The 26179-nt window shown below is 32.0% G+C and carries 23 protein-coding genes; 1 reads left to right on the forward strand and 22 read right to left on the reverse strand.

All coding sequences use genetic code 11. The annotated features are described in order from the left end of the window. Position 1: 1 nt before the first annotated feature. From P2W65_RS01850 to P2W65_RS01920, 15 genes are all read right to left on the reverse strand, one after another. Complete coding sequence (locus P2W65_RS01850; RefSeq protein WP_289663067.1) at positions 2 to 625, reverse strand: acetyltransferase; 624 nt, start codon at positions 623 to 625, stop codon at positions 2 to 4. Continuing rightward, positions 615 to 1760, reverse strand: coding sequence for a LegC family aminotransferase (locus P2W65_RS01855; protein ID WP_289663069.1), 1146 nt, complete (start codon positions 1758 to 1760; stop codon positions 615 to 617). The genes P2W65_RS01850 and P2W65_RS01855 overlap by 11 nt, the downstream gene beginning before the upstream one ends. A 2-nt stretch (positions 1761 to 1762) precedes the next feature. Continuing rightward, the gene (locus P2W65_RS01860; RefSeq protein WP_289663070.1) at positions 1763 to 2950 is read right to left on the reverse strand and encodes a UDP-N-acetylglucosamine 4,6-dehydratase; all 1188 of its coding nucleotides are present in this window, start codon (positions 2948 to 2950) and stop codon (positions 1763 to 1765) included. Positions 2951 to 2975: 25 nt separating this feature from the next. Beyond that, positions 2976 to 4052, reverse strand: coding sequence for a GumC domain-containing protein (locus tag P2W65_RS01865; protein WP_289663071.1), 1077 nt, complete (start codon positions 4050 to 4052; stop codon positions 2976 to 2978). Between the two features lie 5 nt (positions 4053 to 4057). Beyond that, positions 4058 to 6502 carry an SLBB domain-containing protein gene (locus P2W65_RS01870; protein WP_289663072.1) on the reverse strand — a complete coding sequence of 815 codons (2445 nt, stop codon included), beginning with the start codon at positions 6500 to 6502 and terminating at the stop codon, positions 4058 to 4060. Positions 6503 to 6545: 43 nt separating this feature from the next. Beyond that, positions 6546 to 7592: a dTDP-glucose 4,6-dehydratase gene (gene rfbB, locus P2W65_RS01875; protein ID WP_289663073.1), complete on the reverse strand. Its 1047-nt coding sequence runs from the start codon at positions 7590 to 7592 to the stop codon at positions 6546 to 6548. A gap of 13 nt (positions 7593 to 7605) precedes the next feature. Then, positions 7606 to 8613 (reverse strand): mannose-1-phosphate guanylyltransferase, encoded by a 1008-nt coding sequence (locus tag P2W65_RS01880; protein WP_289663074.1) that lies wholly within the window; start codon positions 8611 to 8613, stop codon positions 7606 to 7608. A 33-nt stretch (positions 8614 to 8646) separates the two neighbouring features. Beyond that, positions 8647 to 9936 carry a nucleotide sugar dehydrogenase gene (locus tag P2W65_RS01885; RefSeq protein ID WP_289663076.1) on the reverse strand — a complete coding sequence of 430 codons (1290 nt, stop codon included), beginning with the start codon at positions 9934 to 9936 and terminating at the stop codon, positions 8647 to 8649. 281 nt (positions 9937 to 10217) lie between these two features. Continuing rightward, positions 10218 to 10682, reverse strand: coding sequence for a UpxY family transcription antiterminator (locus P2W65_RS01890; RefSeq protein WP_289663077.1), 465 nt, complete (start codon positions 10680 to 10682; stop codon positions 10218 to 10220). A gap of 79 nt (positions 10683 to 10761) precedes the next feature. Beyond that, positions 10762 to 12153, reverse strand: coding sequence for a UDP-glucose 6-dehydrogenase (locus P2W65_RS01895; protein WP_289663078.1), 1392 nt, complete (start codon positions 12151 to 12153; stop codon positions 10762 to 10764). Between the two features lie 26 nt (positions 12154 to 12179). After that, positions 12180 to 13163 carry an SDR family oxidoreductase gene (locus P2W65_RS01900; RefSeq protein ID WP_289663079.1) on the reverse strand — a complete coding sequence of 328 codons (984 nt, stop codon included), beginning with the start codon at positions 13161 to 13163 and terminating at the stop codon, positions 12180 to 12182. A 10-nt stretch (positions 13164 to 13173) separates the two neighbouring features. Continuing rightward, a complete protein-coding gene (locus P2W65_RS01905; protein WP_289663080.1) occupies positions 13174 to 15621 on the reverse strand; it encodes a polysaccharide biosynthesis tyrosine autokinase in 2448 nt (815 codons plus the stop codon). A 17-nt stretch (positions 15622 to 15638) separates the two neighbouring features. Beyond that, a complete protein-coding gene (locus P2W65_RS01910; protein ID WP_289663081.1) occupies positions 15639 to 16430 on the reverse strand; it encodes a polysaccharide biosynthesis/export family protein in 792 nt (263 codons plus the stop codon). Between the two features lie 71 nt (positions 16431 to 16501). Then, positions 16502 to 17122, reverse strand: a complete 621-nt coding sequence (recR, locus tag P2W65_RS01915; protein WP_179002266.1) for a recombination mediator RecR — start codon at positions 17120 to 17122, stop codon at positions 16502 to 16504. Positions 17123 to 17261: 139 nt separating this feature from the next. Beyond that, a complete protein-coding gene (locus P2W65_RS01920; RefSeq protein ID WP_179002216.1) occupies positions 17262 to 17627 on the reverse strand; it encodes a CoA-binding protein in 366 nt (121 codons plus the stop codon). A gap of 157 nt (positions 17628 to 17784) precedes the next feature. Between P2W65_RS01920 and P2W65_RS01925 the strand changes: the two genes are divergently transcribed. Then, the gene (locus tag P2W65_RS01925) at positions 17785 to 18411 is read left to right on the forward strand and encodes a MarC family NAAT transporter (protein ID WP_179002214.1); all 627 of its coding nucleotides are present in this window, start codon (positions 17785 to 17787) and stop codon (positions 18409 to 18411) included. 77 nt (positions 18412 to 18488) lie between these two features. On the opposite strand, the gene ctlX is transcribed toward P2W65_RS01925, so the two are convergent. The 7 genes from ctlX to P2W65_RS01960 all read right to left on the reverse strand — a co-directional run bounded on the left by ctlX (position 18489) and on the right by P2W65_RS01960 (position 26167). Further along, positions 18489 to 19424 (reverse strand): citrulline utilization hydrolase CtlX, encoded by a 936-nt coding sequence (gene ctlX / locus P2W65_RS01930; RefSeq protein WP_289663082.1) that lies wholly within the window; start codon positions 19422 to 19424, stop codon positions 18489 to 18491. Between the two features lie 26 nt (positions 19425 to 19450). After that, positions 19451 to 20365, reverse strand: a complete 915-nt coding sequence (locus P2W65_RS01935; protein ID WP_179002210.1) for a dimethylarginine dimethylaminohydrolase family protein — start codon at positions 20363 to 20365, stop codon at positions 19451 to 19453. Between the two features lie 62 nt (positions 20366 to 20427). Continuing rightward, a complete protein-coding gene (locus P2W65_RS01940) occupies positions 20428 to 21705 on the reverse strand; it encodes a citrate synthase (protein WP_179002208.1) in 1278 nt (425 codons plus the stop codon). 153 nt (positions 21706 to 21858) lie between these two features. Further along, positions 21859 to 23151 (reverse strand): phosphopyruvate hydratase, encoded by a 1293-nt coding sequence (eno, locus tag P2W65_RS01945; RefSeq protein WP_179002206.1) that lies wholly within the window; start codon positions 23149 to 23151, stop codon positions 21859 to 21861. A gap of 111 nt (positions 23152 to 23262) precedes the next feature. Beyond that, complete coding sequence (gene carA, locus P2W65_RS01950; protein WP_289663083.1) at positions 23263 to 24372, reverse strand: glutamine-hydrolyzing carbamoyl-phosphate synthase small subunit; 1110 nt, start codon at positions 24370 to 24372, stop codon at positions 23263 to 23265. Between the two features lie 248 nt (positions 24373 to 24620). Then, entirely contained in the window at positions 24621 to 25112 is a 492-nt protein-coding gene (gene rplQ, locus P2W65_RS01955) for a 50S ribosomal protein L17 (protein WP_289663085.1), read from the reverse strand. A 62-nt stretch (positions 25113 to 25174) separates the two neighbouring features. Then, complete coding sequence (locus tag P2W65_RS01960) at positions 25175 to 26167, reverse strand: DNA-directed RNA polymerase subunit alpha (RefSeq protein WP_008464329.1); 993 nt, start codon at positions 26165 to 26167, stop codon at positions 25175 to 25177. Positions 26168 to 26179: the final 12 nt, after the last annotated feature.

Consider the following 26179-nt stretch of genomic DNA (forward strand, 5'->3'; position numbering starts at 1 on the left):
CTTAAATTATTCTTCCAGGATTACCAATAACTTTTTTTCCATCGGGAATATCTGTAATAATTACAGTTCCTGCGCCAATTATGACATCTTTTCCAATATATACACCTTGCTTTACAACAGAATTTGCACCAACAAAACTTCTTTCGCCAATTGTAACATTTCCAGCTAAAACTGCACCTGGAGCAATATGAACTGCATCGTGTATAGTACACTCATGTTCAATTATACATCCTGTATTTAGAATTACATTTTTACCAATTTTGGCAAGAGAGTTAACAACTACATTTTTATTAATAAAGGTACCTGACCCTATTGAAACGTTTCTAGAAATAATCGCAGTCTTATCGATAATTGTTTTAACTATTTTCCCTCTTTCTTCAATTAAACTTGATATACTTTGTCTCAACTTATTATCACCTATACCAAGTACAAAAGGAATTTCTCTCATCCATCCAATGAAATTCGTTTCTTTTTCGAATCCTAAATAAACTAAGTTATAAGGATTCAATTTTGCCTCTTCTTTATCTGAATATCCTGCAATGTTTAAACCGCTATCCAATATAATATCTGCAACAACATACCCATGTCCAGAATATCCAACTAGAATAATTTCGTTATCTGACACTACTCGGTATATTTACAATTCTTTCTTCTAAAAACTGCGCGTTAACTTGCTCATCTCTATAACAATTACTGTACATTGGCAAACGATACATTAACTGCCAAATAGGCCTTGTCATTACTTTATTGTCATTTGTTTCCTTCAAAAACAAATCACGCTCTGTCTTATTAGCTAGTTCCACACACATTAACCAATAGTTAGCTTTTGTATCTGGAGTTTCGGTTCTAAATTTCACACCATTACTTGAAAAAAAAGATTCATACTCTTTGGCCAATTTTCTCTTATTCATTAGGAAAACACTCAATTGTTCTAATTGTGCACATGCAAGAGCAGCATTTAGATTTGGCATTCTAAAGTTATATCCCATTTCATCATGAACATATTCATATGGATGTGGAATTTTTGCTGTAGTAGTCAAATATTTCCCTTTTTCTCCTAATTTCTGATCATTTGTAACAATTGCACCACCACCTCCACATGTCACTATTTTATTTCCATTGAATGAAAATGCACCAAGTTTTCCAAAACTACCTGTTGATTTTCCTTTATATTCTGAACCTAATGACTCTGCGGCGTCTTCAATAACTGGAATTTTCCATTTATCGCAAACTTCAATTAATTCATCAAGGTGCACAGGAAATCCAAAAGTATGCATTGGTAAACAAGCACTTATTCTCTTTCCCGTTTTTTTATTGTAACAACCATCTTCTCGTAAATCTCCAAATTCCTCTAAAAAAATTGCAACGGCCTTTGGAGACAATCCCATAGTATCTAAATCAACATCTAAAAAAACAGGAGTCGCATTTAGGTAACTTATTGCGTTAGCAGTAGCAACAAAAGTTAAAGCTTGTGTTAAAACTTCATCCCCAAGTTTTACACCAATTAAACGCAAAGCGACCTGAATAGCAGCTGTACCGTTTACAACAGCAACTGCTTTTTTAGTATTGGTAATGCTTTGCATCATTACTTCAAACTGGTCTACATAAGCTCCAACAGAAGAAACAAAAGTAGAATCTATCGTTTCTATTAAATACTTCTTTTCATTACCTCCAAAATGAGGAACATGGAGAGGTATAAAACTTTCTGTTTTATATTGCTCCTTTATAAAAGAAATGGCAGAGTTAATTACATTATTCATAATTACATTTTAGCATCTAAATACTTACCCGTTTCTTTATGCCCGAAATTTGGAATCATTGTGTGAAATAAATCAACAATTTGTTCTTTATTCCATGTTTTTTTGAATTTCATTTCAGTTATTTTGTTCGAAAAAATCTCTAATTTATTTTGCTCGAAATCAGCATTATTTTTTATAACACCTAAATTATCAAACCGTTGCATGTCAAGCGTTTCGTTTTCAGTAAAAAACTCTTCAAAATCTTTTTCGCCTGTAGTATCACTAGCAGTAAAAAGACATGGCCATTTTTTCTTCTTTATTAGCTCTTCAGCTTTATCCCTAGCTTCTTCTTCAGAATTACAAGGATAAGCTTCATAACCCAACTCAGCTAAATATTTAACTGCAATATCTGCAAATGTAATTAAATGCAAATTTTCACTTAATTTAGGAAAAAAAATATCTCGGTTTTCTCCAAAAATACAAGACATTAAGCAAAGCTCTCCGGATTCCTTTGGTGTAACAAAATATCTTTTTATATCATGTGGAGCTACAATAGGTTGCTTTTTAATGATTCTCTGATTAAAACCATGCAGTAAAGATCCATCTGAAAAAGCAACATTCGCAAATCGAGCTGTCGAAATTTTAATTTGCTCACTTTTACGCATTAAATACATTTCCATAATTCTTTTTGATGCTCCCATCATATTAACTGGATTAGCAGCTTTATCTGTAGACACACAAAAATATTTTTTTGTCCCATTTTCTATTGATTGCTGCAATGTTTTTTCTGTGTTAAAAACATTAACATCAATCATTCGCATTAAAGTAAAAGGATCTTTTTCACTTCTAACATGTTTTAGTGCAGATAAATTTAAAACATAGTCATATTTTCCATCAGATTTAATAAAAGCATCGTATTCAATTGATCCAATATCTAATGCAAATGTTTGAAAATCCCCATCAATATAACCATAAGAACTTCTTAAATCACGAACAAGCTCTACCATGTTATTTTCGCTGATATCGACAACATGCAATTTAGAAGGATTTCTTTTGAATATTTCTTTTGTTACTGCTTGGCCTATTGAACCAGCTCCTCCAATCACCAAAAAAGAAGATTCATTAACTATTTCTTTTAATTTTAATTCATAAGTCAAAATATCATTTTCAAATATTTCTTCTTTTCTTCCAATTAATTTTAAAATATTCATCTAAATTTATATTTTTTTAAACAATTTATCTAATCAAATCAGTAAATACTCTTCTAAAAACAAAGAATAAAATAACTATAAAACTTCCTAGAAATCCTCCCATTAACAATCCTTTCGTTTTTTCAAATTTTTCTTTTGGTAATGGTAAAATTGGTTTGTCTATTATTTGAATCAAAGGCGTATCTTTACGTAAAGTAACTTTTGCTAATTCACTTTGTTTCACTAATTCAGTAAGTATTGCTGTATTGGCCTGAACATCTACTTGTCGTCTAGCAGATGGAGTCCGTCTAACATTTAACGCAGGATTTAGATTAAATGTATTATCATTAGCAATTGCTACACCTGTAATTGCACCATTAAGTTCATTTCGAATAGAATCAACTTGTCTATCTAGAATAGACATATTAATTCTTGCTTTTTTACTCTTAGTTTCTATATAAAACTCACCAACTTCCTTCGCTAAAGTTTCGCAAAAATATTTTGCAAATAATTCATTTTTAGAAGAAACATTAATATAAATAATAGATACTTTTTTATCTCTCTGTCCAACTGAAAAACCTTCTTTTAATAAATCATTATAGAGCACTCCTAAAATACTATCCTGCAAACGAGTAAAACTTTTACGATTAGAATTTGGTAAAAATTGAATCTTAGATAATTTGAGATCTTTCTTCCAATTTTCCCTCCATCGATTAGTCTGAATATACATCTCAGCTAAAGAGATTTCTTTTCCATCTACATTTACATTAGACAGTAATGTTTTTTCAACCATAGATCTTGATTTAAAAAACTCAGTCAAATTTGATCCTGAAAAAACACCTCCTCCTCCGCTTCCTCCTAAATCCAATCCGAATGAACTTGCTAACCCCAATGCTCCACCAAGTCCACCGCCTGCTTTATCATCCTCTAAGGCAAAAGATAAACTAGCAGTATAAATTGGCTTTTTTAGAAACGAATAAAGTAATCCAATGGAGGAACCCATAATCCCTGCTAAAAGTATTATTTTCCATTGTAAACGTATATAAGAATACCAATCTTTTCCTTTTTGCAGTAATTCTTTAAACGTAATTTCTTCGTTTTCAACAATTGATTTATTATCCATTAATATTATTTAAATGCGGTTACAATTAATAAAGCTAAACTAGATATAACACTCCCAATACCAACCCATTCTCCTGCTGTCATTTTCTTTTTCTCTGGCTTTTCAGGCACAACAATTTGTGAATCAGGCTCTACTTTAGGATAAGATTTAAAAAACAAAAATGAAGTTGTTACATCAGCTTTCCCATTTGGATAAATTATATAAGCCTTTCTCTTCCATCCCTTATTATCAACACCACCGACTGCATTTATGTAATATTTAAAGCCTTTACCATTTCGATATGGTATTTCAGATGTTAATAAAACATTTCCTGTAACCTTAACTCCTTCATTATAAACTGCTACCTCGATTTCATCTCCAGGAAATAATGTAACATTTGAAAAGTGATTTTTATCTTTAACAATTTTTTCCCAATTTACTGGAATTGTCGCAAATTTTAAATCCTCCTTCAATTTTTTAGCTAACTTTCCTTTTAAAGTATCATTTTTTGAAATATTTAAATCAATTCTTTCTAATGTTTCAATTTGTTCCTCTTTAATAGGTCTTTTAATCTTCATCCCATCCAAATTAGCAATGGAAGTTAAGCCACCTGCTCTCATTACTACATTGTAAACCGTCTCTTTTTTGTTTGCTAGGACATATTTTCCTGGATATCCCACAGCACCACTTACAGTTACCATTTGTGGTTTTTCATAAACTGCCATTCGTCGAATATTTATTACATCAAAAGGTTTTAGTAAAAAGTTTTTAATTTGCTCATTGTTATCCACAGTAATTTCTAGTTCAATCAATTCAATTCTTTTTGGATCTGCATCATCTATAGCATCAGATTTAATCATTCTTGCGATTTCTACTCTTTTTGATGCTGAACCTGTTAAACCTCCTACCTGAACAACTAAATCATTTAATGTAAGATTTTCAAAATAATCATATTCTCCAGGATTTTTTACTTCTCCATCAATAGTTACTTTATATTCTTCTCTAAAATCTAGAATTGAATAAACTGTTACTATATCCTCTCTTTTTAATTCTATATCAGCATTTAAATCACCAGACAAGGCTGCACCTAAGTCTACATTAACAATTTCAGTAGTCAAATCAGTTTTCAACCTAATGATTCTTGCTCTTTTACTATAGGCATCCTCTTTTAAACCTTCTGCTCTAGTAATAAGATCAGAAATTCTCATTCCTTCTGTGAAAGAATAATAATCTGGTCTAAAAACTGCTCCCTCAATTTTAATACGATTTTCAAAACGGTTTAAAATTTTGGTAACCCTAAAGACATCTCCTGATTGTGGCTGATAAGAATTATATTCACTTTCGTTTATATCATGAACTTTGAATTCTTTTCCTGTTTTTTGTATAACATTTACAGAAGCTGTATAGGCAAATTCATTAAATCCAGAAGCAAAATTTAACAAATCAGAGAATTTTTCTCCCTTTTTCATTTCAAAAACACCTGGGCGTTTTACTTCACCTTCAACAGTAACTCTTTGAGTATAAGCCGGAATTCGAATCACGTCATTTTCTTTTAAACTAACATTATCAGATTGATCTCCTTTTACTAAAAAACGATAAATATCAATATTTCTATAAACTTTATTATTTCTTATTAACTCAATATTTCTGTAACTTCCATTTTTTCCTGGACCACCTGCTAAATGTAAAGCATTATAGACTGTAGCCAAAGAAGAGATGGAATAATTACCAGGCTGTTTACCTCCAACTATTGTAATTTTAATTGTTCTTATCTGGCTCAAACTTACGCTAACCTGAGACTGTCCAGAACGAACTGTGCTATAAACTCTTGCAATAGCTGCTTTTATTTTTTGAGATGCAGCCTCTATTGACATTCCTGATACAGCTATTTGGCCTACATAATCTATTGTAACTTTCCCTTCAACACTAACAGGTATACTTGCATTATATTCTTGAACTCCATATACACTCACTTGTAACTCATCTCCAGGTCCCAAAATATAATTCATTGGAGTCGCTATTTTCAAATCTGGCTCAAAGTTTAACGCTGGGTTATCAAATAATTCAGAGCCAAAAATTAAAGCATTTACAGAGTCTTTAATCTTTTCATTTTTAATCTTTTCCTGCTTTCTCCCAAATTCTGACTCAGCATCCGTCTTCTTTACTTTAGTTTCCTTTATGTCTTTTTCTTTACTTTCTTTAGAATTCTTCTTTTCATAATCAGCTAATTTTACCTTTAGCTTATTAAATTCATTTTGATTCATTCCCTTTGAAATAGCCATAGGTTCAACCTGATCAATAGTTGTGTTGTTACTTTTTAATTGCGCACTGATTTTAGCTAAATCATCATCAGACAAATAATCTACATTTATCGTACTTAAATCCTTGGACTTAAGAATGTCTTGCGCAGTTGAGTTAAAAGAAATTAATAAAGTTAAAAATAGCGTAAGAACGTATATTTTTTTTTTCATGTTAATTTAAATTTAATCTTAAGGAAAGTATAAATAAATACTTTTATGAATATTGTTTTTTATAATAATCTTTATAAGAGCCTGAAGTTACATTTTTCAGCCACTCTCCGTTATTAAGATACCAATTGATTGTTTTTTCTAAGCCTTCTTCAAAAGTCACTGAAGGTTTCCAACCTAGTTCCTTGTTAATTTTAGAAGCATCAATTGCATAGCGCAAATCATGACCAGGTCTATCTTTTACATAAGTAATCAAATTTTGAGAAGTCCCAGTTACTCTTCCTAATTTTTGATCCATAATTTGACATAGTAATTTTACTAAATCTATATTTTTCCACTCATTAAATCCTCCGATATTATACGTTTCGTGATTTTTTCCTTCATGAAAAACAAGATCTATTGCAATGGCATGATCTTCTACAAATAGCCAGTCACGAGTATAATTACCATCTCCATAAACTGGAAGTGGCTTATTATTTATGATATTATTTATAAAAAGTGGAATCAATTTTTCAGGAAAATGATAAGAACCATAATTATTTGAACAGTTTGTCAAAACATATGGTAATCCATAAGTTTCTCCATATGCTCTAACAAAGTGATCAGAACTTGCCTTTGAAGCTGAATAAGGAGAATTTGGAGCATAAGGTGTCGTTTCAGTAAATAATCCTTCTGCTCCTAAAGAACCATAAACTTCATCTGTACTAATATGATAAAATCTTTTTCCTTCAAAACTTCCTTTCCAATGATTTTTTGCAGCGTTTAACAAATTCATTGTACCAATAACATTTGTTTTTACAAATGCTAAAGGATCTTCAATTGAACGATCAACGTGTGATTCTGCAGCTAGATGTAGAACTCCATCAAAATTATGAAGCCTAAAAAGTTCGTTAATGAAACTTTCATCCACAATATTACCTTTTACAAAAGTATAATTAGATTTATCCTCAATATCTTTTATATTCTCCAAATTGCCTGCGTAAGTCAAAGCATCTAAATTAAAGATTTGATATTCTGGATATTTACTTACAAAACGTCTTACTACATGTGAACCAATAAAACCAGCACCACCAGTTATAAGAATTTTTTTCATTTTTTAAATTTCTTTAATTTAATAAATCAGAGTTTTGTCTTTCTAATTCGTTATATATATCTTTCACATCTTGTGAACTTTCTTTTTGCAATATCAGATTTGCATCATTAGTATGAACAAATATGGTATTTTTCAATCCTAAAAAGGTGGTATGATTTTCACACCCTATGACCATATTTCCGTTTGTATCTGTTGGGTGTCCTTTTGAAACAAGATATTCATATACTGATTCGAAAGAACCTAAATCTGACCATGAAAAAGAAGCTGGGACTACTTTAATTTTCTTACTTCTTTCCATAACAGCATAATCAATACTAATTGAAGGAATTTCTAAAGATGAATTTAAATCTAAAAATCCTTTTTGAGAAGATTCCCAAACGGATCTTGATTTTTCATAAACATCAGGTTGAAATTGTCTTAATTCTTCTAAAAGCACACCAGCTTTAAAACAAAACATACCACTATTCCATAAAAAATTACCTCTTGCTATAAATTCTTTTGCTGTAGTTTCATTAGGTTTTTCTCGAAAAGAAAGTACTTTGTCTCCTTTTGATTCAATATAACCGTAACCTGTTTCAGGCTTAGTAGGTATGATCCCAAAAGTAACTATATAACCTTCTTTTGCTTTTGAAATTGCCTCTTGAATTGCTTTATTGTAATCTTCTTCCTTGTCAATAATATGATCTGAAGGAGTTACTATTAAAATATCATCTGGATTAGATGCAAACGCTGCAAAGGCAATTGCTGCTGCGGTATTTCTGGGAGTCGCTTCTACAATATTCAAGTAAGAGGTTTTAGTCTTATCCATAACTTTTCCACTCAAATGATGATTATCAACATTTCCTACTACCATTACTTTATCAGCTAAATGACTATTTCTTTCTACTGTCATTTCGAATAAAGATTTCCCTTCAAATATTTCTAAATATTGTTTTGGCTGGCTTTTACGAGAAAGAGGCCATAATCTGCTGCCTACCCCACCTGTTAAAATAACATGTATAATTGAACTATTCTTTTCCATATTGTTTTTAAATTTAAAAAGAGTCTTAAGGTGCTACAGTCGATTATCAGCTACAGTTCCCAAAACCCCTTTTACATCATATAATAAACTATTTGATTTTTGCAAAGCAGCAAAATCTAACTCTAAAAATTCCGCATGGGAAACTCCTAAAACTATCGCATCAAATTTATTATTTGGAATAGAGTCTAATGTTATTAAATTATATTCTTTTATTACATCATGTGCATTTGCAAGTGGATCAAATATGGTAACTAAAATTCCATATTCTTTCAATGCTTTTACGACATCAACAATCTTTGTATTTCTAACATCAGGGCAGTTTTCTTTAAAAGTAATCCCTAACATTAACAACTCAGCACCATTTACAGAAATTCCTTTTTTTATCATTAGCTTCACGATCTGCGAAGCCACATATTCTCCCATGCTGTCATTTAAACGTCTTCCTGCTAAAATAATTTCAGGATGATATCCAAACTCTTGTGCTCGTTGTGCTAAATAATAAGGATCCACACCAATACAATGTCCGCCAACAAGACCTGGTTTAAATGGTAAAAAATTCCATTTTGTTGAAGCTGCTGCTAAGACTTCTTGCGTATCAATATTCATCAAATTGAATATTTTAGCCAATTCATTTACAAAAGCAATATTGATATCACGCTGAGAATTCTCAATAACTTTCGCCGCTTCAGCAACTTTAATGGTTGGTGCTAAATGCGTTCCTGCAGTAATGACTGATTTGTATAGCTCATCTACTTTTACTCCAATTTCTGGAGTAGAGCCAGAGGTAACTTTTAATATTTTTTCAACAGTATGTTCTTTGTCGCCTGGATTTATTCTTTCTGGAGAATATCCTGCAAAGAAATCTTCATTAAATTTTAAACCTGAAACTCGTTCTAGAACCGGTACACATTGTTCTTCTGTCACACCTGGATATACCGTTGATTCATAAACGACAATATCTCCTTTTTTTAAAACCTTTCCTACTGTCTCACTTGACTTATATAAAGGAGTTAAATCTGGTCTGTTGTTTCTGTCAACAGGAGTTGGAACAGTAACAATATAATAATTACATTCTTCAATATCTTGTAAAGATGTAGTACAGTATAAACCTTTCTCTTGATTAGGATTTTTTACTAAAACTTTTTGCAAAACATCGTCTTCAACTTCTAAAGTTGTATCTGTTCCAGATTTTAAAGAATTTACTCTTGATTCGTTGATATCAAAGCCAACAACTGAATATTTTGTTGCAAATAATCGCGCTAAAGGTAAACCAACATAGCCTAAGCCTATAACTGCAATTTTTACTTTACTTTTTAATTCCATTTTTCAAATTTATTTAGGTCATTAAAACTCACGGCTTCGCCGTTCCGAGTCCCATTATCTGGTCTCAGCTACCTAAATTAATCATTTTCGGCAAATATAGTATAATAACTCTAGTTATTCAATACGGTTTCCCGTAATCCTTAAAAACAAATTGTTAATAAAAAAGCACTCAATCACAATACCTTACTAATCAGGATGTACATAAATACTTTATAAAAAAAACAGAAGAAAAAAATCTAAAAAAGATCTTCTCTTCTGTTAACTTTTATTGGATAACGCGGTTATTTATATTTTATTTTTAAAATACAGCCTAAAGTTTCTAAAACTAATATATAATAATTATTAGAGACTTCTTGTACAATCGCACTTTGATTACTAAATGCTCCCGACTCTAATTTAATTTTATCTCCAACTTGAATGGCCGAAACAGATACATCACTTATATTGGGTGCTTTAAGACTCGTTTTTATAATTTCTATTTCTTCATCTTTTACAATAGCTGGTTTTCCCAACCAAAATAAATACCTGACAACTCCTGCAACTTGAAAAACCGAATTTCTTTCCGAATCTGCTAATTGAACAAAAACATACGAATTAAAAAGTGGCACTTCTATCTTTTTTTTTCGATCTGACCACTGTTTAATCTGGGTTATCAAAGGACAATAACACTCAATCCCCACTTGTTTGAGTTTATCTGCAACTTTTTTTTCCCATTTGGGTTTTGTATAAACTACATACCAGTTCATTTTTCTATTTATAACGAAGTAAAACTTACTACTACTTCAAGTTCATTTTCAAAACATTTCACTTCAACGCATAATTGGTTTAAGAACCTATACCGTTGTAGACAAATCCAATTTTTTCTAATTGTTTGGCATTTAAAATATTTCTTCCATCAAAAACAAAAGCCGGTTTGTGCATTGAGTCATAAATTTTCTGCCAATCATAAGTTGTAAACTCATCCCATTCTGTCAAAACTGCTACCGCATGAGCTCCTTTACATGCTTCATAAGCACTTTCGAACACATTTAAAGATTTATTATTTTCCTCATCGTTTCTTGTTTCGAGATAGTTCAAATCGGCAATCATTTTAACTCTTGAAACTTTTGGGTCATAAACTGAAATTTTGGCTTGCTCATTAATCAAATCATCAGCTACATAAATCGCTGCCGATTCTCTTGTATCATTTGTATCTTTTTTGAAAGCCCATCCTAAAAAAGCAATTTTCTTATCAGCTACAGTATTGTACAAAGTTTGAACGATTTTATTTGAAAATCGTCTCTTTTGATGATCGTTCATAATAATAACCTGTTCCCAATAATCCGCAACTTCATTTAATCCGTACGACTTTGCAATATATACCAAATTCAAAATATCCTTCTGAAAACATGATCCTCCAAATCCAACAGAAGCTTTCAGGAATTTTGAACCAATTCTGCTGTCCATACCAATTGCTCTTGCTACCTCATTTACATCCGCACCCGTTTTTTCGCATAATTCAGACATTGCATTTATTGATGAAATACGCTGCGCCAAAAATGCATTTGCAGTAAGTTTGGACAGTTCTGAAGACCAAACATTAGTTGTTAAAATTTTATCTTTATAGACCCAATTTGCATAAACCTCTACCAAAGCATTAATTGCTTCTTCGCCTTCTGAAGTTGTGTCACCACCAATTAAAATTCTATCTGGATTTAGCAAATCTGTAACCGCGGTTCCTTCGGCTAGAAATTCTGGATTTGACAAAATCTGAAACTGTACTCCATTTCCTGTATTATCTAATATACTTTTAATGGCTTCTGCAGTTCGAACTGGTAAAGTAGACTTTTCTACCACAATTTTATTCTGCTTTGCTACTCTTGCAATTTGTCTTGCACATAATTCTATATATTTTAAATCGGCTGCCATTCCTTTTCCTTTTCCATAAGTTTTGGTTGGCGTATTTACCGAAATAAAAATCATCTGCGCTTCATCTATTGCTTTATCAACATCGGTAGAAAAAAACAGATTCCTACCTCTTGCTTCTGCTACAATTCCAGAAAGTCCTGGCTCATAGATTGGAATATTCTCAACATTTGGATCGTTCCACCCTGCAATTCTCTGCTCATTTAAATCGACAACTGTAACTTGAATATCTGGACATTTTTGAGCAATAACTGCCATTGTTGGCCCTCCAACATATCCTGCACCTATGCAGCAAATTTTTGTAATTTTCATTGATCTATTATTATCTTGATCGTTATTTATTTTAAATTATTCCAATACCACCCAACAGCTTCTTTCAATCCATCTTGTAAAGAATATTTTGGATCGTAGCCTAATATTTTTTTTGCTTTTTCAATACTTGCTAATGAGTGCGGAATATCACCTGCTCTATTTTCGCCATATACAATAGGCACATTTTTTATTTCTGGATCTAACTCAGACAAATATTCCTTTAAATACTTTACTAAATCATTCAATGTATTTCGATCTCCAAACGCAGTATTATAAACCGAATTAACAGCTTGAGGATTTTGAGAAGTCATTGCTAACTCATTCATCTGAATTACATTATCTATATAAGTAAAATCACGCGAATAATTTCCATCTCCATTAATTACTGGGCTTTCATGATTCATGAATTGTTTTACGAATTTTGGTATCACTGCGGCATAAGCTCCATTTGGATCTTGTTTTCTTCCAAAAACATTAAAATAACGAAGTCCGATTGTTTCTAATCCATATGTTTTACTAAAAATTTCAGCATATAATTCATTTACATATTTAGTAATGGCATAAGGTGACAATGGTTTTCCTATAACATCTTCGACTTTTGGCAGACCTTGTGAATCTCCATAAGTTGATGAACTTGCCGCATAAACAAAACGTTTTACCTTTGCATCACGAGCTGCTGTAAGCATATTTAAAAAACCCGAAACATTTACGTCATTTGTAGCGATTGGATCTTTTATTGACCTAGGAACAGAACCTAAAGCGGCTTGATGTAAAACATAATCCACCCCATTAACTGCCAAAACACAATCATTTAGATTCCTGATATCTCCTTCAATCAATTTAAAATCAGGATTATTCAAAAAATCTTTCAAATTATGACGATGTCCAGTCGAAAAATTATCTAGACAAACTACTTTATATCCTGATCTTAAAAAATATTCTGTCAAATTTGAACCTATAAATCCAGCTCCTCCAGTAATTAAAATTGTTTTTTCTGTTGCGTTTCCCATTTGTCTAAGATTAGCTTTTTCTAAATCTATTTAAAAATGTTTTCCAAAAACCATATTTCACCTCTTCTTCATGATAACCATTTGAATAAGTTCCATAACCATAGCCATAACCGTACGTCCCGCCATATTTTGCTTTGTTTTCGTATCCGTTAAGAACAATACTCACATTCTTTAACTCCCCTCGTTTTAATCGGGTATTTAATAACGTTATCATTTCTTTTTTGGTATAATTCTGCCTAACGATATACAATACAACATCCGAAAACTGAACTAACTCTAATGAATCTGAAACCAAACCAACTGGAGGCGTGTCCAAAACAATATAATCATACTTCAACTTCAATTCATCTATCAATTCTCCCATAGCATCACTCAAAATAAGTTCTGATGGATTTGGAGGAATCGGCCCAGAAAGAATTACATCCAAATTTGGAATAGTCGTTGAATTTGTTATCTCCTCCAAACTATTCTGTTTTATTAAATAATTAACAACCCCTAACTGTGTTGTCAATTGAAATTCGTCAGCCAATCTCGGTTTTCTTAAATCTAATCCCACAATTACTGTCTTTTTTTCGCTTAAAGCAAAAACAGTTGCTATGTTTATAGAACAGAATGTTTTTCCTTCACCACTAATCGAAGAAGTAATCATTAATGTTTTTGAACCACTGACCTGCTGTTTTTTATACAAAAACTGAAGAGACGAACGTATTCCTCTAAATGCCTCTGAAAGAGCAGATTTGGGCTTATCAAACACTGCCAAATTGAGAGAATCTTTATTAATTCCAATTACTCCAAGCAACGGTATTTGTGTTAATTTGCTAATATCATCTGTATTCTGAATTGAATTATTAATAAAGAATATTCCAAAGACAAATAACAACGGAATTAAAACACCTAAAAACAGCGCCATTACATAATTAACAGATGTTTTTGGACCAATCAAACCTCCACCAATATCTTTGGCAGAATCGATAAAATGTATGTCTGACAAATTAGAAGCTTTTACGATCTCTGCCTCGTTCCTTTTCTGAAGAAATGAGGTGTATATATTATCATTTAAATCGTATTTCCTTTTAATTTTCAGCAATTCCTGTTGTTCCGCAGGAAGTTTGCGGACTGTGCTTTCTGCCTGACCAATTTTTGCATTTACAAGCGACAAATCATATAACAGAGCAGACTTTGCGGTTACAATATTCTCTTGAAGAACATTTTTCACAGCCTCCATTTGATTGTCAAAATCTCTAAATATTTTTTCACTTTTTACCGCATAAGCCATTTCTGACCTCTGAGTCGAAAGTGCAATTAGCTTTGCAACATTTGCCACAACATTAGGATCTTCAATTCCTGCTACTGATGGTGCCGGAAGTCTTGAATAATCACCACTGCTGTTTAAATATGATTTTAATGAATTGTAATAAGCAATTTTTCGAGTGACTTGATCTTTTTCAACATCAAAATCCATTATTTTTTCTGAAACTTTAGAACCACCGCCTTCTATCTCATAAATATTTTTATCTTTTTGAAAAGACTTTAATTCATTCCCTGTCTCTTTTAATTGAGATTCCATTGCCACAAGAGTGCTATCAATAAATCGAATAGTATTTGTTGCAAACTGATTTTTACCATCCAATTGTATTTTGATGAGCATATTTACAGTAGCATTTAAATAATCAACCATTCGGGCTTTATTTGTTCCCTGCATAGACAAATTTAATATCGAACCACTGCCTTTATCTCCATCTACACTTATCCCTCTATATCGAGAAACAGTCCCATCAAAATCATTAAATTTCACAAAATATTCCTTGCCCTTGTAAAACCCCGGATTATCATTTATTTGAAGTTTCCAGTTTAAAAAAGGAATATTAACATGTTCTCCAACCTTATACCTATGAATAAAGTCACCTATTTTTACAGAAGTAGTTGTATAGGCATTGTTAGTATAAGTTAGTAAATTAACCGAATTACTTTCAAAAGGAATTTCAATTTGATACACATTCTCACTTAAGAACTTAATTTTTATTAATGTATTAACTAATTGTCCTTTTGTTTTATCAATATCAACATAAAATGGCACAGCGCCATACGAGTCGACCAAATTGTATTTGCCTTGCTCTAAGTAATCGATATAAAACTGGAGTTTATTAACAACTAATTCGTTGTGAGATCTTGATTTTAGAATAGTCGAAATTCCATTCACTTGATCTGATACTCCTCCCCAATTAAAAACTAAACTTGTATTTGATGTAAAAAATGGATTGCTTTGTTCCTTAATAGAAATCATCGTCTGCATTCCGTAAATTTTCTCTTTACGAATGTTTACTTGATAAGCAATTGTAAATGCAATAATTAAGCTAATTAGAAACCACTTCCAGTAACTCGCTATTTTAAGCAGAAACCCTCTAAAATCAAAATTAGAATGATTCTCAAAAATGGAAAAATCTTTAATATCTAACATTTTCTAAATCTTTTTTTTTAATTTTTTATAATGAGGTAAACCGTTGTTGCCAATGATAATAATGTAATAATAGTTCCTATAGACTGTATCCCTGTCTGCCCAGTTCCCCAAGTTTTCTGTCTTAAAGGTTTCACATAAATATAATCATTGGGCTGTAAATAATAATAAGGCGACTTCATGACGTTTATATCTGTGAGATCAATATCATTCATCTGAACTCCAGTTGGAGTCTGGCGAATAACTGTCACTGCTTTTCTATTGCCTACAGTTGTAATATCTCCAGAGTTTGCAATAGCTTCTAAAATTGTAACATTATCTTTGAATAAAATTTTTGTTCCTGTACTTCCTACCTCTCCATTAATTGTATATCTAAAACCGGCTAGTTTTACAGTGACAAAAATATTAGCCTCACTTTTAAAGTATTCTTCTAATAATTTTTTTTCAATTTTTACTCTAACTTCTTCAAGTGTATAACCAATAACATTAATTTCTCCCAGAATCGGCATCCTAATGTTTCCATGATCGTCAATTGTAAACCCATCGAAATATAGTCCAGATTCAGATTTTGCAGTTTGGGCTCCATCAATAGTCGTATTAAAAATAGAAACCAATTTTGAATCGATTGCCTTTATGTTAACACTTATAATATCATTAACCTGTAATCGATAAGGTTTAGATTCTACAGCTGCAATAGAATTCTGTTCGCTAGAAGTACTTTTATCTTGCAGATAAACTAAATCTTTAATCGGAATACACGAAGTAAAAAACACCGAAATCAACAAGAATAGATAAAAGCTTTTTTGTGTCATTAGTTTAATTTTAGCGCAAATATAGCTTTTCCTCTGATGTCTAGAAAAACTAACTATTATTTGGGGTTTAGTTAATTATTTTTAAAAGTTTTTTCAAAGGGAACTCGATGCAGAATACTCCTACCCAATGTTATTTCATCTGCGTATTCCAATTCATCTCCAACAGATATTCCTCTTGCAATTGTTGAAACTACAATCTGTAAATCAGCAATTTGTTTATAAATGTAAAAATTGGTGGTATCGCCTTCCATAGTCGAGCTTAAAGCAAAAATAATTTCAGTTACTTTACCTGATTTAGCTTTTTCTACTAAACTCGAAATATTCAACTGATTTGGCCCAACTCCTTCAATTGGCGAAATTTTCCCACCAAGAACATGATAAATACCTTTAAATTGTCCCGTATTTTCGATTGCCATTACATCACGAATATCTTCGACTACGCATATAGTCTCATGATTTCTGAGAGCATTGGCACATATCTCACAGATTTTGGTATCCGAAATATTATGACAGCTTTCACAAAACTTAATATCTTCACGCATATTCAACAATGCCTGAGATAAAAAAGAAGTCTGTTCTTTCGGCTGTTTCAATAAATGAAGAACCAAACGAAGTGCCGTACGCTTTCCAATACCTGGTAACTGCGACATCTCGTTGACCGCTTTTTCAATTAGTTTTGATGAAAATTCCATGACACAAAAGTAATACTTTTAATGGTTTAGCTAGCATCTGAAATTAAATTCAACTTCAATAAATACAGCAGTACGCAAGATTAATTAATTCAATCCAAATCATTCCTGTTTATAATACTTACACTAGCTAAAAACCCTTTTAATATTGATTGGTAGCCAACAAAACAAGTGTACAAGCAACCTCGCTCTTTATATCATTTAATTCCAATAGTTGATACAGTTCAGGATTTTCGGTTCCAGGATTAAATACAACTCTCTTCGGTTTTGCTTCTATTATATAATTATAATAATCTCTTTGACGAACAGGATTCAAGTATAATGTAATCGTGTCTATATTTTTAACTGGAATGGCCTTGGTCTGAATTTTCACCCCAGCAACTTCACCTGTCTTTTGTCCTATAGCTAAAACAGGATGTCCTTTTCCAACTAACATATTTACCGCTTTATAAGAATAACGTTCTGGATTTGTTGATGCACCTATTACTAATGTTTTTTTACTTTTCATTGTTTTCATTTAGACTGCAAAAGTAATCAAAAAGAACGATTTAATCTTTATGCCTTTGATTCATAATCCCTAACATTAAAAAACATTATCCTAACATAATTTCACTCAAAGACATCAAAAAATAACTACTTTTACTTTATCAACCCCCAAAAACTATATGGAATTATTCATTTACTTATTTGCAGCTTTATTTTCGGTATTAAATCCAATTGGGACAGTACCTATTTTTGTTGGACTAACACAACATGATTCTCAAAAAGAAAGATCCAGAATTTCCCTTTGGACAGCCATAAACGTTTTTATAATACTATTGGTTTCTTACTTTATTGGACAATATGTATTAACCTTTTTCGGAATTAGTATAGATGCATTAAGAATAGCAGGTGGAATCGTGATTGTAAATTCTGGTTTCTCATTGCTTTCTGGAAAATTCAATAAAAAACGAGGTATCAATAAAAAAATTGAAAATGAAGCACAGCAAAGAAATGATATTGCGCTAACACCTTTAGCAATCCCCATGCTTGCCGGCCCAGGCTCAATGTCGCTTTTAATTGCTTTTTATCAAGAACATCACGAACTAAATGAAATCATAATTTCTTCATTAGCGATTCTTGCGATAGCAGTTGCTATTTTTGCAATTTTAAAAAGCGCACATTACTTAGCCAGAATATTAGGAGCTTCTGGAATAGTTGCTATTTCTAGAATTGTCGGTTTTATTGTTATCTCTATTGGTATTCAATATATTGTAAGCGCACTTGTAAATATTATTAAAGGAAATTTTTAAACCAAATCATACTCTAAAAAAGAAAGGGATAAAATCAATAAGATTTTATCCCTTTCTTTTTTACTATACATTTTATTTTAACTTCTTGGCAAAAAAACTTCAGCCATCATACATCTTGCACTTCCCCCACCGCAAGCTTCAATAGTATCAAGACTTGAACTCAAAATTTCAGCATGATTTTCTAACTGAGCAATTTGCTTTGGAGTCAAGCTTTGATGAGCTGATGCACTCATTACAATATATCTTTTATCATTTGTCCCGCGAACTTCAAGCATATTTCCAGCAAAATTATTCACTTGAGCTTCTGTTATTAAAATAACTTCTTTTCCGTCTTGCTTCAAATTATCCAAAACCATTTTGCGCTCTTTCTTGTCATCAATAGAATCTGCACAAATGACAGCAAAAGTTTCACCCAAACACATCATAACGTTAGTATGATAAATCAGCTTACGCTCTCCTTCAACTGTTTGAAATGCTTCGAAAATTACGGGAGCGTAATCAAAATCTTCACAGAATTCTATAAATAATTCTTCATCAGCTCTTGGCGATAAAGCACAATACGCTTTACCGTTTGCTCTATCCAACAACAAACTTCCTGTTCCTTCTAAGAAAATACCATCTTCTTCTGCAGATGTATAATCCATTATATTGGTAATTTCAAATCCCTTTTCTTCCAAAGTATCCAAAATATCTTCACGACGTTCCTGACGACGATTCTCTGCAAACATTGGATATAAAGCTACATCTCCATTTTCATGAAACGAAACCCAATTGTTTGGAAAAATACTGTCTGGTGTATCAGTTTCTAAATTATCATCAACAACAGTTACATCAACTCCAACCGCTCTTAATTTTTCAACAAAAGTATCAAACTCTTGCTGTGCTTTTGCATTTACCGTACTTGGCAATAAACCGTCTAATACCTTTTGGTAATAATTATTTACAGCAGTCTGCTCGTTCATTCTGAAAGCTACCGGCCGAATCATTACTATTGCGTTTGTTGTTTGTCTCATTTTTTATGTTTTTTCATTTCAATTATTTAGTCTCTAATTAAAGGCAATGTTGAACATCTTAACAAACCTTCTTGTTTTGCAATTTCGGCATATGGAATTTCTTCAACCGTAAAACCATTTGCACGAAGCCAGTTATTCAATCTCGTAAAGTTCTTCTCTGAAACCACAACATTTTCGTCAATTGAAAATACGTTTGAAAACATATTATACATTTCATTTCTTTCGATGTGAAATAAATTTTCTTTTCCAAAAAGATTTACCAAATACAAATAATCTGCTTCTTCTCTAAAACCTCTTTTATAGATAATTCCTTTATCTTTTCCAACAGGCTGGAAACAGCAATCTAAATGCAAAGCATTATCTCTAGCTTCTAATTTCGATTTAACTAAATCAAATTCTTTGACAATTTTGTTCGGAAATAATTCTTTTATATAATTAACGCCATGCATATTGGTTCTCGCTGTAATGTAATCTTTATAATCGCTTCCTTTATAAGTCCCAATAAAAATATGATCATTCCAAAGCATAACATCCCCGCCTTCAATATGAACTTCCTCAGGTGGACGAACTACTTTTAAAGGATCGATTTGATCAATTACATATTGAATTGCATCTAATTCACGCTCACGATCTGGAAGAATATTTGATTTTACAAAAACATCATCAATCACAAACCCTATATCTCTAGCGAAAATCTGATTGTAGTTTTCAATCATTTCAGGGCGATAAACAGTTACATCATATTTTTGGAAAACAGCATTAAAAGCATCCATTTCAGCAACCATATCTTTTTCTACAGGATAAGTTCCTGCTTTAATATGTTCCAATGATTTAGGATCATAAGCTTCCTCAATTGTTGGAGTTGGCCCATTATGAACAGCAGAACCCAAAACAACAGCACGAAGTCTAGATGTTTCGTTCTTAACATTTAATTGCAACATAACATTATAATATTTTGAGCAAATATAAAAAAAGCTTCACAGTTAAGTGAAGCTTTCGTTTTTTATTTATTAGACTTGAACTCTCTTAAAGGATGTCCTGTATAGATCTGTCTTGGTCTTCCAATTGGCTCCTTGTTTTCACGCATTTCTTTCCATTGTGCGATCCAGCCTGGTAATCTTCCAATAGCAAACATTACAGTAAACATATCTGTTGGAATTCCTAAAGCTCTGTAGATAATTCCTGAGTAGAAATCAACGTTTGGATATAAGTTTCTTGATTTGAAATATTCATCTTCAAGAGCCGCTTTTTCTAATTTTCTAGCAATATCCAAAATTGGATCTTCAACACCTAAAGTTTCTAACACTTCTGTTGCTGCTTTTTTAATGATTTTAGCTCTTGGGTCAAAATTTTTGTAAACTCTATGTCCGAATCCCATTAAACGGAAAGGATCATTCTTATCTTTCGCTTTCGCTAAGAATTTATCAGTATCTCCACCATCTTTATTAATTTCTTCTAACATTTCAAGTACCGCTTGATTTGCACCTCCGTGAAGAGGCCCCCATAAAGCAGAAACTCCTGCAGAAACTGAAGCAAATAAACCAGCATGAGAAGAACCTACCATTCTTACTGTAGAAGTAGAACAGTTTTGTTCGTGATCAGCATGAAGAATGAATAATTTATCTAGAGCATTAACAATAACTGGGTTTGCAGCATAAGGCCCTGTAGGCAGTTTAAACATTAATTGCATAAAGCTTTCTACATATCCTTTTGTATTGTCATAATAGTTTAAAGGATATCCCATAGACTTTCTATAAGTCCAAGTAGCAATCACAAGAAACTTAGCCATTGTTTTACAAATAGCTTCGTACATTTCTTTTTCATTATCAACATTTACTGCTTTTGGATTAAATGCTGTTAAAGCACTTGTTAAAGCAGACAACACTCCCATTGGGTGAGCAGTTTTTGGAAAACCGTCAATAATATTTTTCATCTCTTCGTTTACCAAAGAATGTTTTCTGATATTATTTTCAAAATCTTCTAATTGTGCAGCAGTAGGTAATTCTCCAAAAATCAAAAGATATGAAACCTCTAAGAAACTAGCTTTTTCTGCTAAGTCTTCGATTGAATATCCTCTGTAACGTAAAATTCCTTCTTCTCCATCTAGGAAAGTGATTTCACTTGTACAAGATCCTGAGTTTTTGTAACCTGGATCAATTGTAATAACACCTGTTAAATCACGTAATTTGTTGATATCGATAGCTGATTCGTTTTCGCTTCCTGTGATTACTGGAAGTTCAATCTTTTTACCATCTATTTCTAATGTAGCTATTTTTGACATAATATATTGGAAATAATTCTTTAAATAATAATTTACCAAATCTAATGAATTTAAGACTAATTAAAAAAAGAATACTGCTATGAATTTGTTAAAACTCCAAAAAAAAACCATTCGTTAGAAAACGAATGGTTTATCTTAATATAACTCTTATGATTATTTAATCTTAAAAGCATTTAAACCAGGAAAATAAGCTGTACTTCCTAATTCTTCTTCAATTCTTAATAATTGGTTGTATTTCGCCATACGATCTGAACGAGAAGCTGAACCAGTTTTAATTTGACCGCAGTTTAACGCTACAGCTAAATCTGCAATTGTATTATCTTCAGTTTCTCCAGAACGGTGAGACATTACAGATGTGTAACCAGCATTTTTAGCCATGTTTACAGCAGCAATTGTTTCTGTTAAAGTACCAATTTGGTTTACTTTTACTAAAATTGAATTAGCAATTCCTTTTTCGATACCAGTTGACAAACGAGCAACATTAGTAACAAACAAATCATCACCTACTAATTGTACTTTATCTCCAATTTTTTCAGTTAAAGCTTTCCATCCATCCCAGTCATCTTCATACATACCGTCTTCGATAGAAATAATTGGATATTTAGCAGCAAGCTCAGCTAAGTATTCCGCTTGCTCTTCAGAAGTTCTAATTTTTCCAGTTTCACCTTCAAATTTAGTATAGTCATATTTACCGTCTACATAAAACTCAGAAGCAGCACAGTCAAGAGCGATCATAATTTCGTCACCAAAAGTATAACCAGCTTTTTCAACTGCTAATTTGATTGTATCTAAAGCATCTTCAGTACCACCAGCTAAGTTTGGAGCAAAACCTCCTTCGTCACCAACAGCAGTACTTAAACCTCTATCGTGTAAAACTTTTTTCAAACTGTGGAAAATCTCAGTTCCCATTTGCATAGAATGCGTAAAAGAAGTCGCTTTTACTGGGAAAATCATAAACTCTTGAAATGCGATAGGTGCATCAGAGTGAGAACCACCATTGATAATGTTCATCATTGGAACTGGTAATGTATTAGCAGAAACACCACCTACGTATCTGTATAATGGCAACCCAAGTTCGTTAGCAGCAGCTTTTGCAGCAGCTAAAGAAACTCCTAAAATAGCATTAGCTCCTAATTTAGATTTGTTTGGAGTTCCATCTAAATCAATCATTAATTGGTCAATTGTGTTTTGTTCGAAAACAGAAGTTCCAACTAATTCTTCAGCAATAACAGTATTTACATTATTCACTGCATTCAAAACACCTTTACCTAGATAAGCTTTACCTCCATCACGTAATTCAACAGCTTCGTGCTCTCCAGTTGATGCTCCAGATGGAACAGCAGCTCTACCTAAAACTCCATTTTCAGTTACTACATCTACTTCAATCGTAGGATTACCTCTAGAATCAAGAATTTGTCTTGCGTGAACTTTAATTATAATACTCATTATTTTTGTTTTTTATTAATAAATTATATTTTTTTTTCGAAATTATAAAAATATTTAATACTATAAACGCATTCTAGATATTAAACACCTTTATTTATTAACTACATCGTTTTAGGCTTTCGCAGTTTTGATGTTCTCCACAAATTGATCAAATAAATAAGATGAATCGTGTGGTCCAGGACTTGCTTCCGGGTGATATTGAACTGAAAAACAATTCTTATTTTTCATTCTCATTCCTGCCACAGTACCATCATTCAAATGAACATGTGTTATTTCTAATTCTGGATGATTATCTAACTGCTCTTTTTTAACCGCAAATCCGTGGTTCTGAGAAGTGATTTCACCTTTGCCTGTTATGATATTTTTTACTGGATGATTAATTCCTCTATGTCCGTTAAACATTTTGTAAGTTTCAACGCCATTAGCTAAGCCAATAACCTGGTGTCCCAAACAAATTCCAAAAAGAGGTTTATTGTCTGCTAATATATCTTTTGCAACTTGAATAGCTCCAAACAAAGGATCTGGATCTCCAGGCCCATTTGACAAGAAATAACCATCTGGGTTAAATTCAGACATATCTTTGTAAGTAGAATTAAAAGGATATACTTTTATATAACAATCTCTTTTGGCAAGATTTCTTAAAATATTCTTTTTAATTCCAAGATCTAAAGCTGAGATTTTATAAGCAGCATTTTCATCACCAAAGAAATAGGGTTCAGTAGTAGATACTTTTGATGCTAATTCTAATCCTTCCATATTTGGAACATTAGCTAATTCCTTTTTTAAATCTTCAATTGAAGTACCATCTGTACAAATAACAGCATTCATTGCACCATTATCACGAATGTAACTCACAAGCGCACGCGTATCTACATCAGAAATGCATATTAGATTTTGCTTAGTAAAATAATCCTCCAAGCTTTCAGAAGCATTTGTTCTAGAATAATTAAAACTGAAGTTTTTACAAACCAAACCAGCAATTTTAATACTATCAGACTCTACCTCTTCCTCATTCACACCATAATTTCCGATATGTGTATTGGTAGCGACCATAATTTGACCAAAATAAGAAGGATCAGTAAAAATTTCCTGATATCCTGTCATTCCGGTATTAAAACAAACTTCCCCAAAAGTTTTACCGCTGATACCGATAGATTTTCCGTGAAAAATTGTTCCATCACTAAGTAATAAAATGGCGCTTTTTCGTGTTGTGTATTTCATTATTTAATTTGTATTGTTTTTTTATCAAGTTCTTAAAACCAAATTAAACGGTCTTAAATGTAATTAGATATTTTGCAAATTTACTTCTTTAAAGAAGCCCTTCCAAGATTTTTTAAAACTTTCCATCGCAAAAATAAAACCTATCATTTTAAATAAGTTAGATTTTTAAAGGTTTAAAAAAATCAAAAAAAAAGGATAAACTAAAAATTAGTTTATCCTTTAATATTATAGAATGATTACTCTCATAATTATTCAGAAGCTTCAGTAGTCGTTTCTGATTCAGCAGCAGGGGCTTCAGGAGCAGCAGTTTCAGCTTTTTTAGCTTTACCACCACGACGGCTTTTCGCTTTTTTAACTTCTTTTTTACCTCCGTTGTAAAGTTCATTGAAGTCAACAAGTTCGATCATCGCCATATCAGCGTTATCTCCCAAACGATTTCCAACTTTAATGATACGAGTGTATCCTCCTGGACGGTCTCCAACTTTAGCAGCTACATCTCTGAACAAATCAGTTACTGCATATTTACTACGTAAGTAAGCAAAAACAATACGACGATTGTGAGTCGTATCTTCTTTTGATTTTGTGATTAAAGGCTCAACGAATTGTTTAAGCGCTTTAGCTTTAGCAACAGTAGTATTAATACGTTTGTGCTCGATAAGAGAACAAGCCATATTAGCCAACATAGCTTTTCTATGTCCAGTCTGTCTGCTTAAGTGGTTGATTTTTTTTCCGTGTCTCATGACGTGTTTTTTTTATCTTCATCTTGCTACAATCCACTATGGAGAGCAAAATATGAAGTAAATTATTCTTTATCTAATTTGTATTTAGCTAAATCCATCCCGAAAGTTAAATTCTTCACTGCAACAAGTTCATCAAGTTCAGTTAAAGATTTTTTACCGAAATTACGGAATTTCATTAGGTCATTTTTATTGAACGATACTAAATCACCAAGTGTATCAACTTCAGCCGCTTTCAAGCAATTTAATGCTCTCACAGATAAATCCATATCAACAAGCTTAGTTTTAAGCAATTGTCTCATATGCAATGACTCTTCATCATACGATTCTGTTTGTGCAATTTCGTCAGCCTCAAGTGTAATTCTTTCATCAGAGAATAACATGAAATGGTGAATTAAAACTTTAGCAGCTTCAGTAAGAGCATCTTTTGGATTGATAGATCCATCAGTTTTGATTTCAAAAACCAATTTTTCGTAATCTGTTTTTTGCTCTACACGGAAATTTTCGATTGCATATTTTACATTTTTTACCGGAGTAAAAATAGAATCTGTAAAAATCGTTCCAATTGCAGCATTCTGTTTTTTGTTCTCTTCAGCAGGCACGTATCCTCTACCTTTTTCGATAGTTAAATCGAAATTCAATTTGATTTTAGAATCTAAATTACAGATAACTAGGTCTGGATTCAGAACTTGGAAACCTGAAATAAATTTTTGAAAATCACCTGCTGTTAATTGATCTTTACCAGAAACAGAAATAGTAACTGATTCATTATCGATATCTTCAATTTGACGTTTGAAACGTACTTGTTTTAGATTAAGGATAATTTCGGTAACATCTTCAACAACACCTGAAATAGTAGAAAACTCATGATCTACACCTTCGATACGAACAGATGTAATTGCATAACCTTCTAATGCTGAAAGCAAAACTCTTCTAAGTGCATTACCAACTGTCAATCCGTAACCAGGTTCTAAAGGTCTAAACTCAAATTTACCTTCAAAATCGGTTGAATCGATCATGATAACTTTATCGGGCTTTTGAAAATTAAATATTGCCATAAATTTCGACTA

This window comes from Flavobacterium panacagri, from assembly GCF_030378165.1.
Classification (GTDB): domain Bacteria; phylum Bacteroidota; class Bacteroidia; order Flavobacteriales; family Flavobacteriaceae; genus Flavobacterium; species Flavobacterium panacagri.

Bases quoted from the DNA above. Each gene is read 5' to 3' on its own strand.
- ctlX (WP_289663082.1), bottom strand. From the start codon at position 19,424: ATGAGACAAACAACAAACGCAATAGTAATGATTCGGCCGGTAGCTTTC.
- P2W65_RS01925 (WP_179002214.1), top strand. From the start codon at position 17,785: ATGGAATTATTCATTTACTTATTTGCAGCTTTATTTTCGGTATTAAAT.
- P2W65_RS01870 (WP_289663072.1), bottom strand. From the start codon at position 6,502: ATGAAAAAAAAAATATACGTTCTTACGCTATTTTTAACTTTATTAATT.
- P2W65_RS01880 (WP_289663074.1), bottom strand. From the start codon at position 8,613: ATGGAAAAGAATAGTTCAATTATACATGTTATTTTAACAGGTGGGGTA.
- P2W65_RS01920 (WP_179002216.1), bottom strand. From the start codon at position 17,627: ATGAAAAGTAAAAAAACATTAGTAATAGGTGCATCAACAAATCCAGAA.
- P2W65_RS01895 (WP_289663078.1), bottom strand. From the start codon at position 12,153: ATGAAAATTACAAAAATTTGCTGCATAGGTGCAGGATATGTTGGAGGG.
- P2W65_RS01900 (WP_289663079.1), bottom strand. From the start codon at position 13,163: ATGGGAAACGCAACAGAAAAAACAATTTTAATTACTGGAGGAGCTGGA.
- P2W65_RS01910 (WP_289663081.1), bottom strand. From the start codon at position 16,430: ATGACACAAAAAAGCTTTTATCTATTCTTGTTGATTTCGGTGTTTTTT.
- P2W65_RS01855 (WP_289663069.1), bottom strand. From the start codon at position 1,760: ATGAATAATGTAATTAACTCTGCCATTTCTTTTATAAAGGAGCAATAT.
- P2W65_RS01940 (WP_179002208.1), bottom strand. From the start codon at position 21,705: ATGTCAAAAATAGCTACATTAGAAATAGATGGTAAAAAGATTGAACTT.
- carA (WP_289663083.1), bottom strand. From the start codon at position 24,372: ATGAAATACACAACACGAAAAAGCGCCATTTTATTACTTAGTGATGGA.
- P2W65_RS01960 (WP_008464329.1), bottom strand. From the start codon at position 26,167: ATGGCAATATTTAATTTTCAAAAGCCCGATAAAGTTATCATGATCGAT.
- P2W65_RS01865 (WP_289663071.1), bottom strand. From the start codon at position 4,052: ATGGATAATAAATCAATTGTTGAAAACGAAGAAATTACGTTTAAAGAA.
- P2W65_RS01890 (WP_289663077.1), bottom strand. From the start codon at position 10,682: ATGAACTGGTATGTAGTTTATACAAAACCCAAATGGGAAAAAAAAGTT.
- P2W65_RS01935 (WP_179002210.1), bottom strand. From the start codon at position 20,365: ATGTTGCAATTAAATGTTAAGAACGAAACATCTAGACTTCGTGCTGTT.
- P2W65_RS01860 (WP_289663070.1), bottom strand. From the start codon at position 2,950: ATGAATATTTTAAAATTAATTGGAAGAAAAGAAGAAATATTTGAAAAT.
- rfbB (WP_289663073.1), bottom strand. From the start codon at position 7,592: ATGAAAAAAATTCTTATAACTGGTGGTGCTGGTTTTATTGGTTCACAT.
- P2W65_RS01905 (WP_289663080.1), bottom strand. From the start codon at position 15,621: ATGTTAGATATTAAAGATTTTTCCATTTTTGAGAATCATTCTAATTTT.
- rplQ (WP_289663085.1), bottom strand. From the start codon at position 25,112: ATGAGACACGGAAAAAAAATCAACCACTTAAGCAGACAGACTGGACAT.
- eno (WP_179002206.1), bottom strand. From the start codon at position 23,151: ATGAGTATTATAATTAAAGTTCACGCAAGACAAATTCTTGATTCTAGA.
- recR (WP_179002266.1), bottom strand. From the start codon at position 17,122: ATGGAATTTTCATCAAAACTAATTGAAAAAGCGGTCAACGAGATGTCG.
- P2W65_RS01885 (WP_289663076.1), bottom strand. From the start codon at position 9,936: ATGGAATTAAAAAGTAAAGTAAAAATTGCAGTTATAGGCTTAGGCTAT.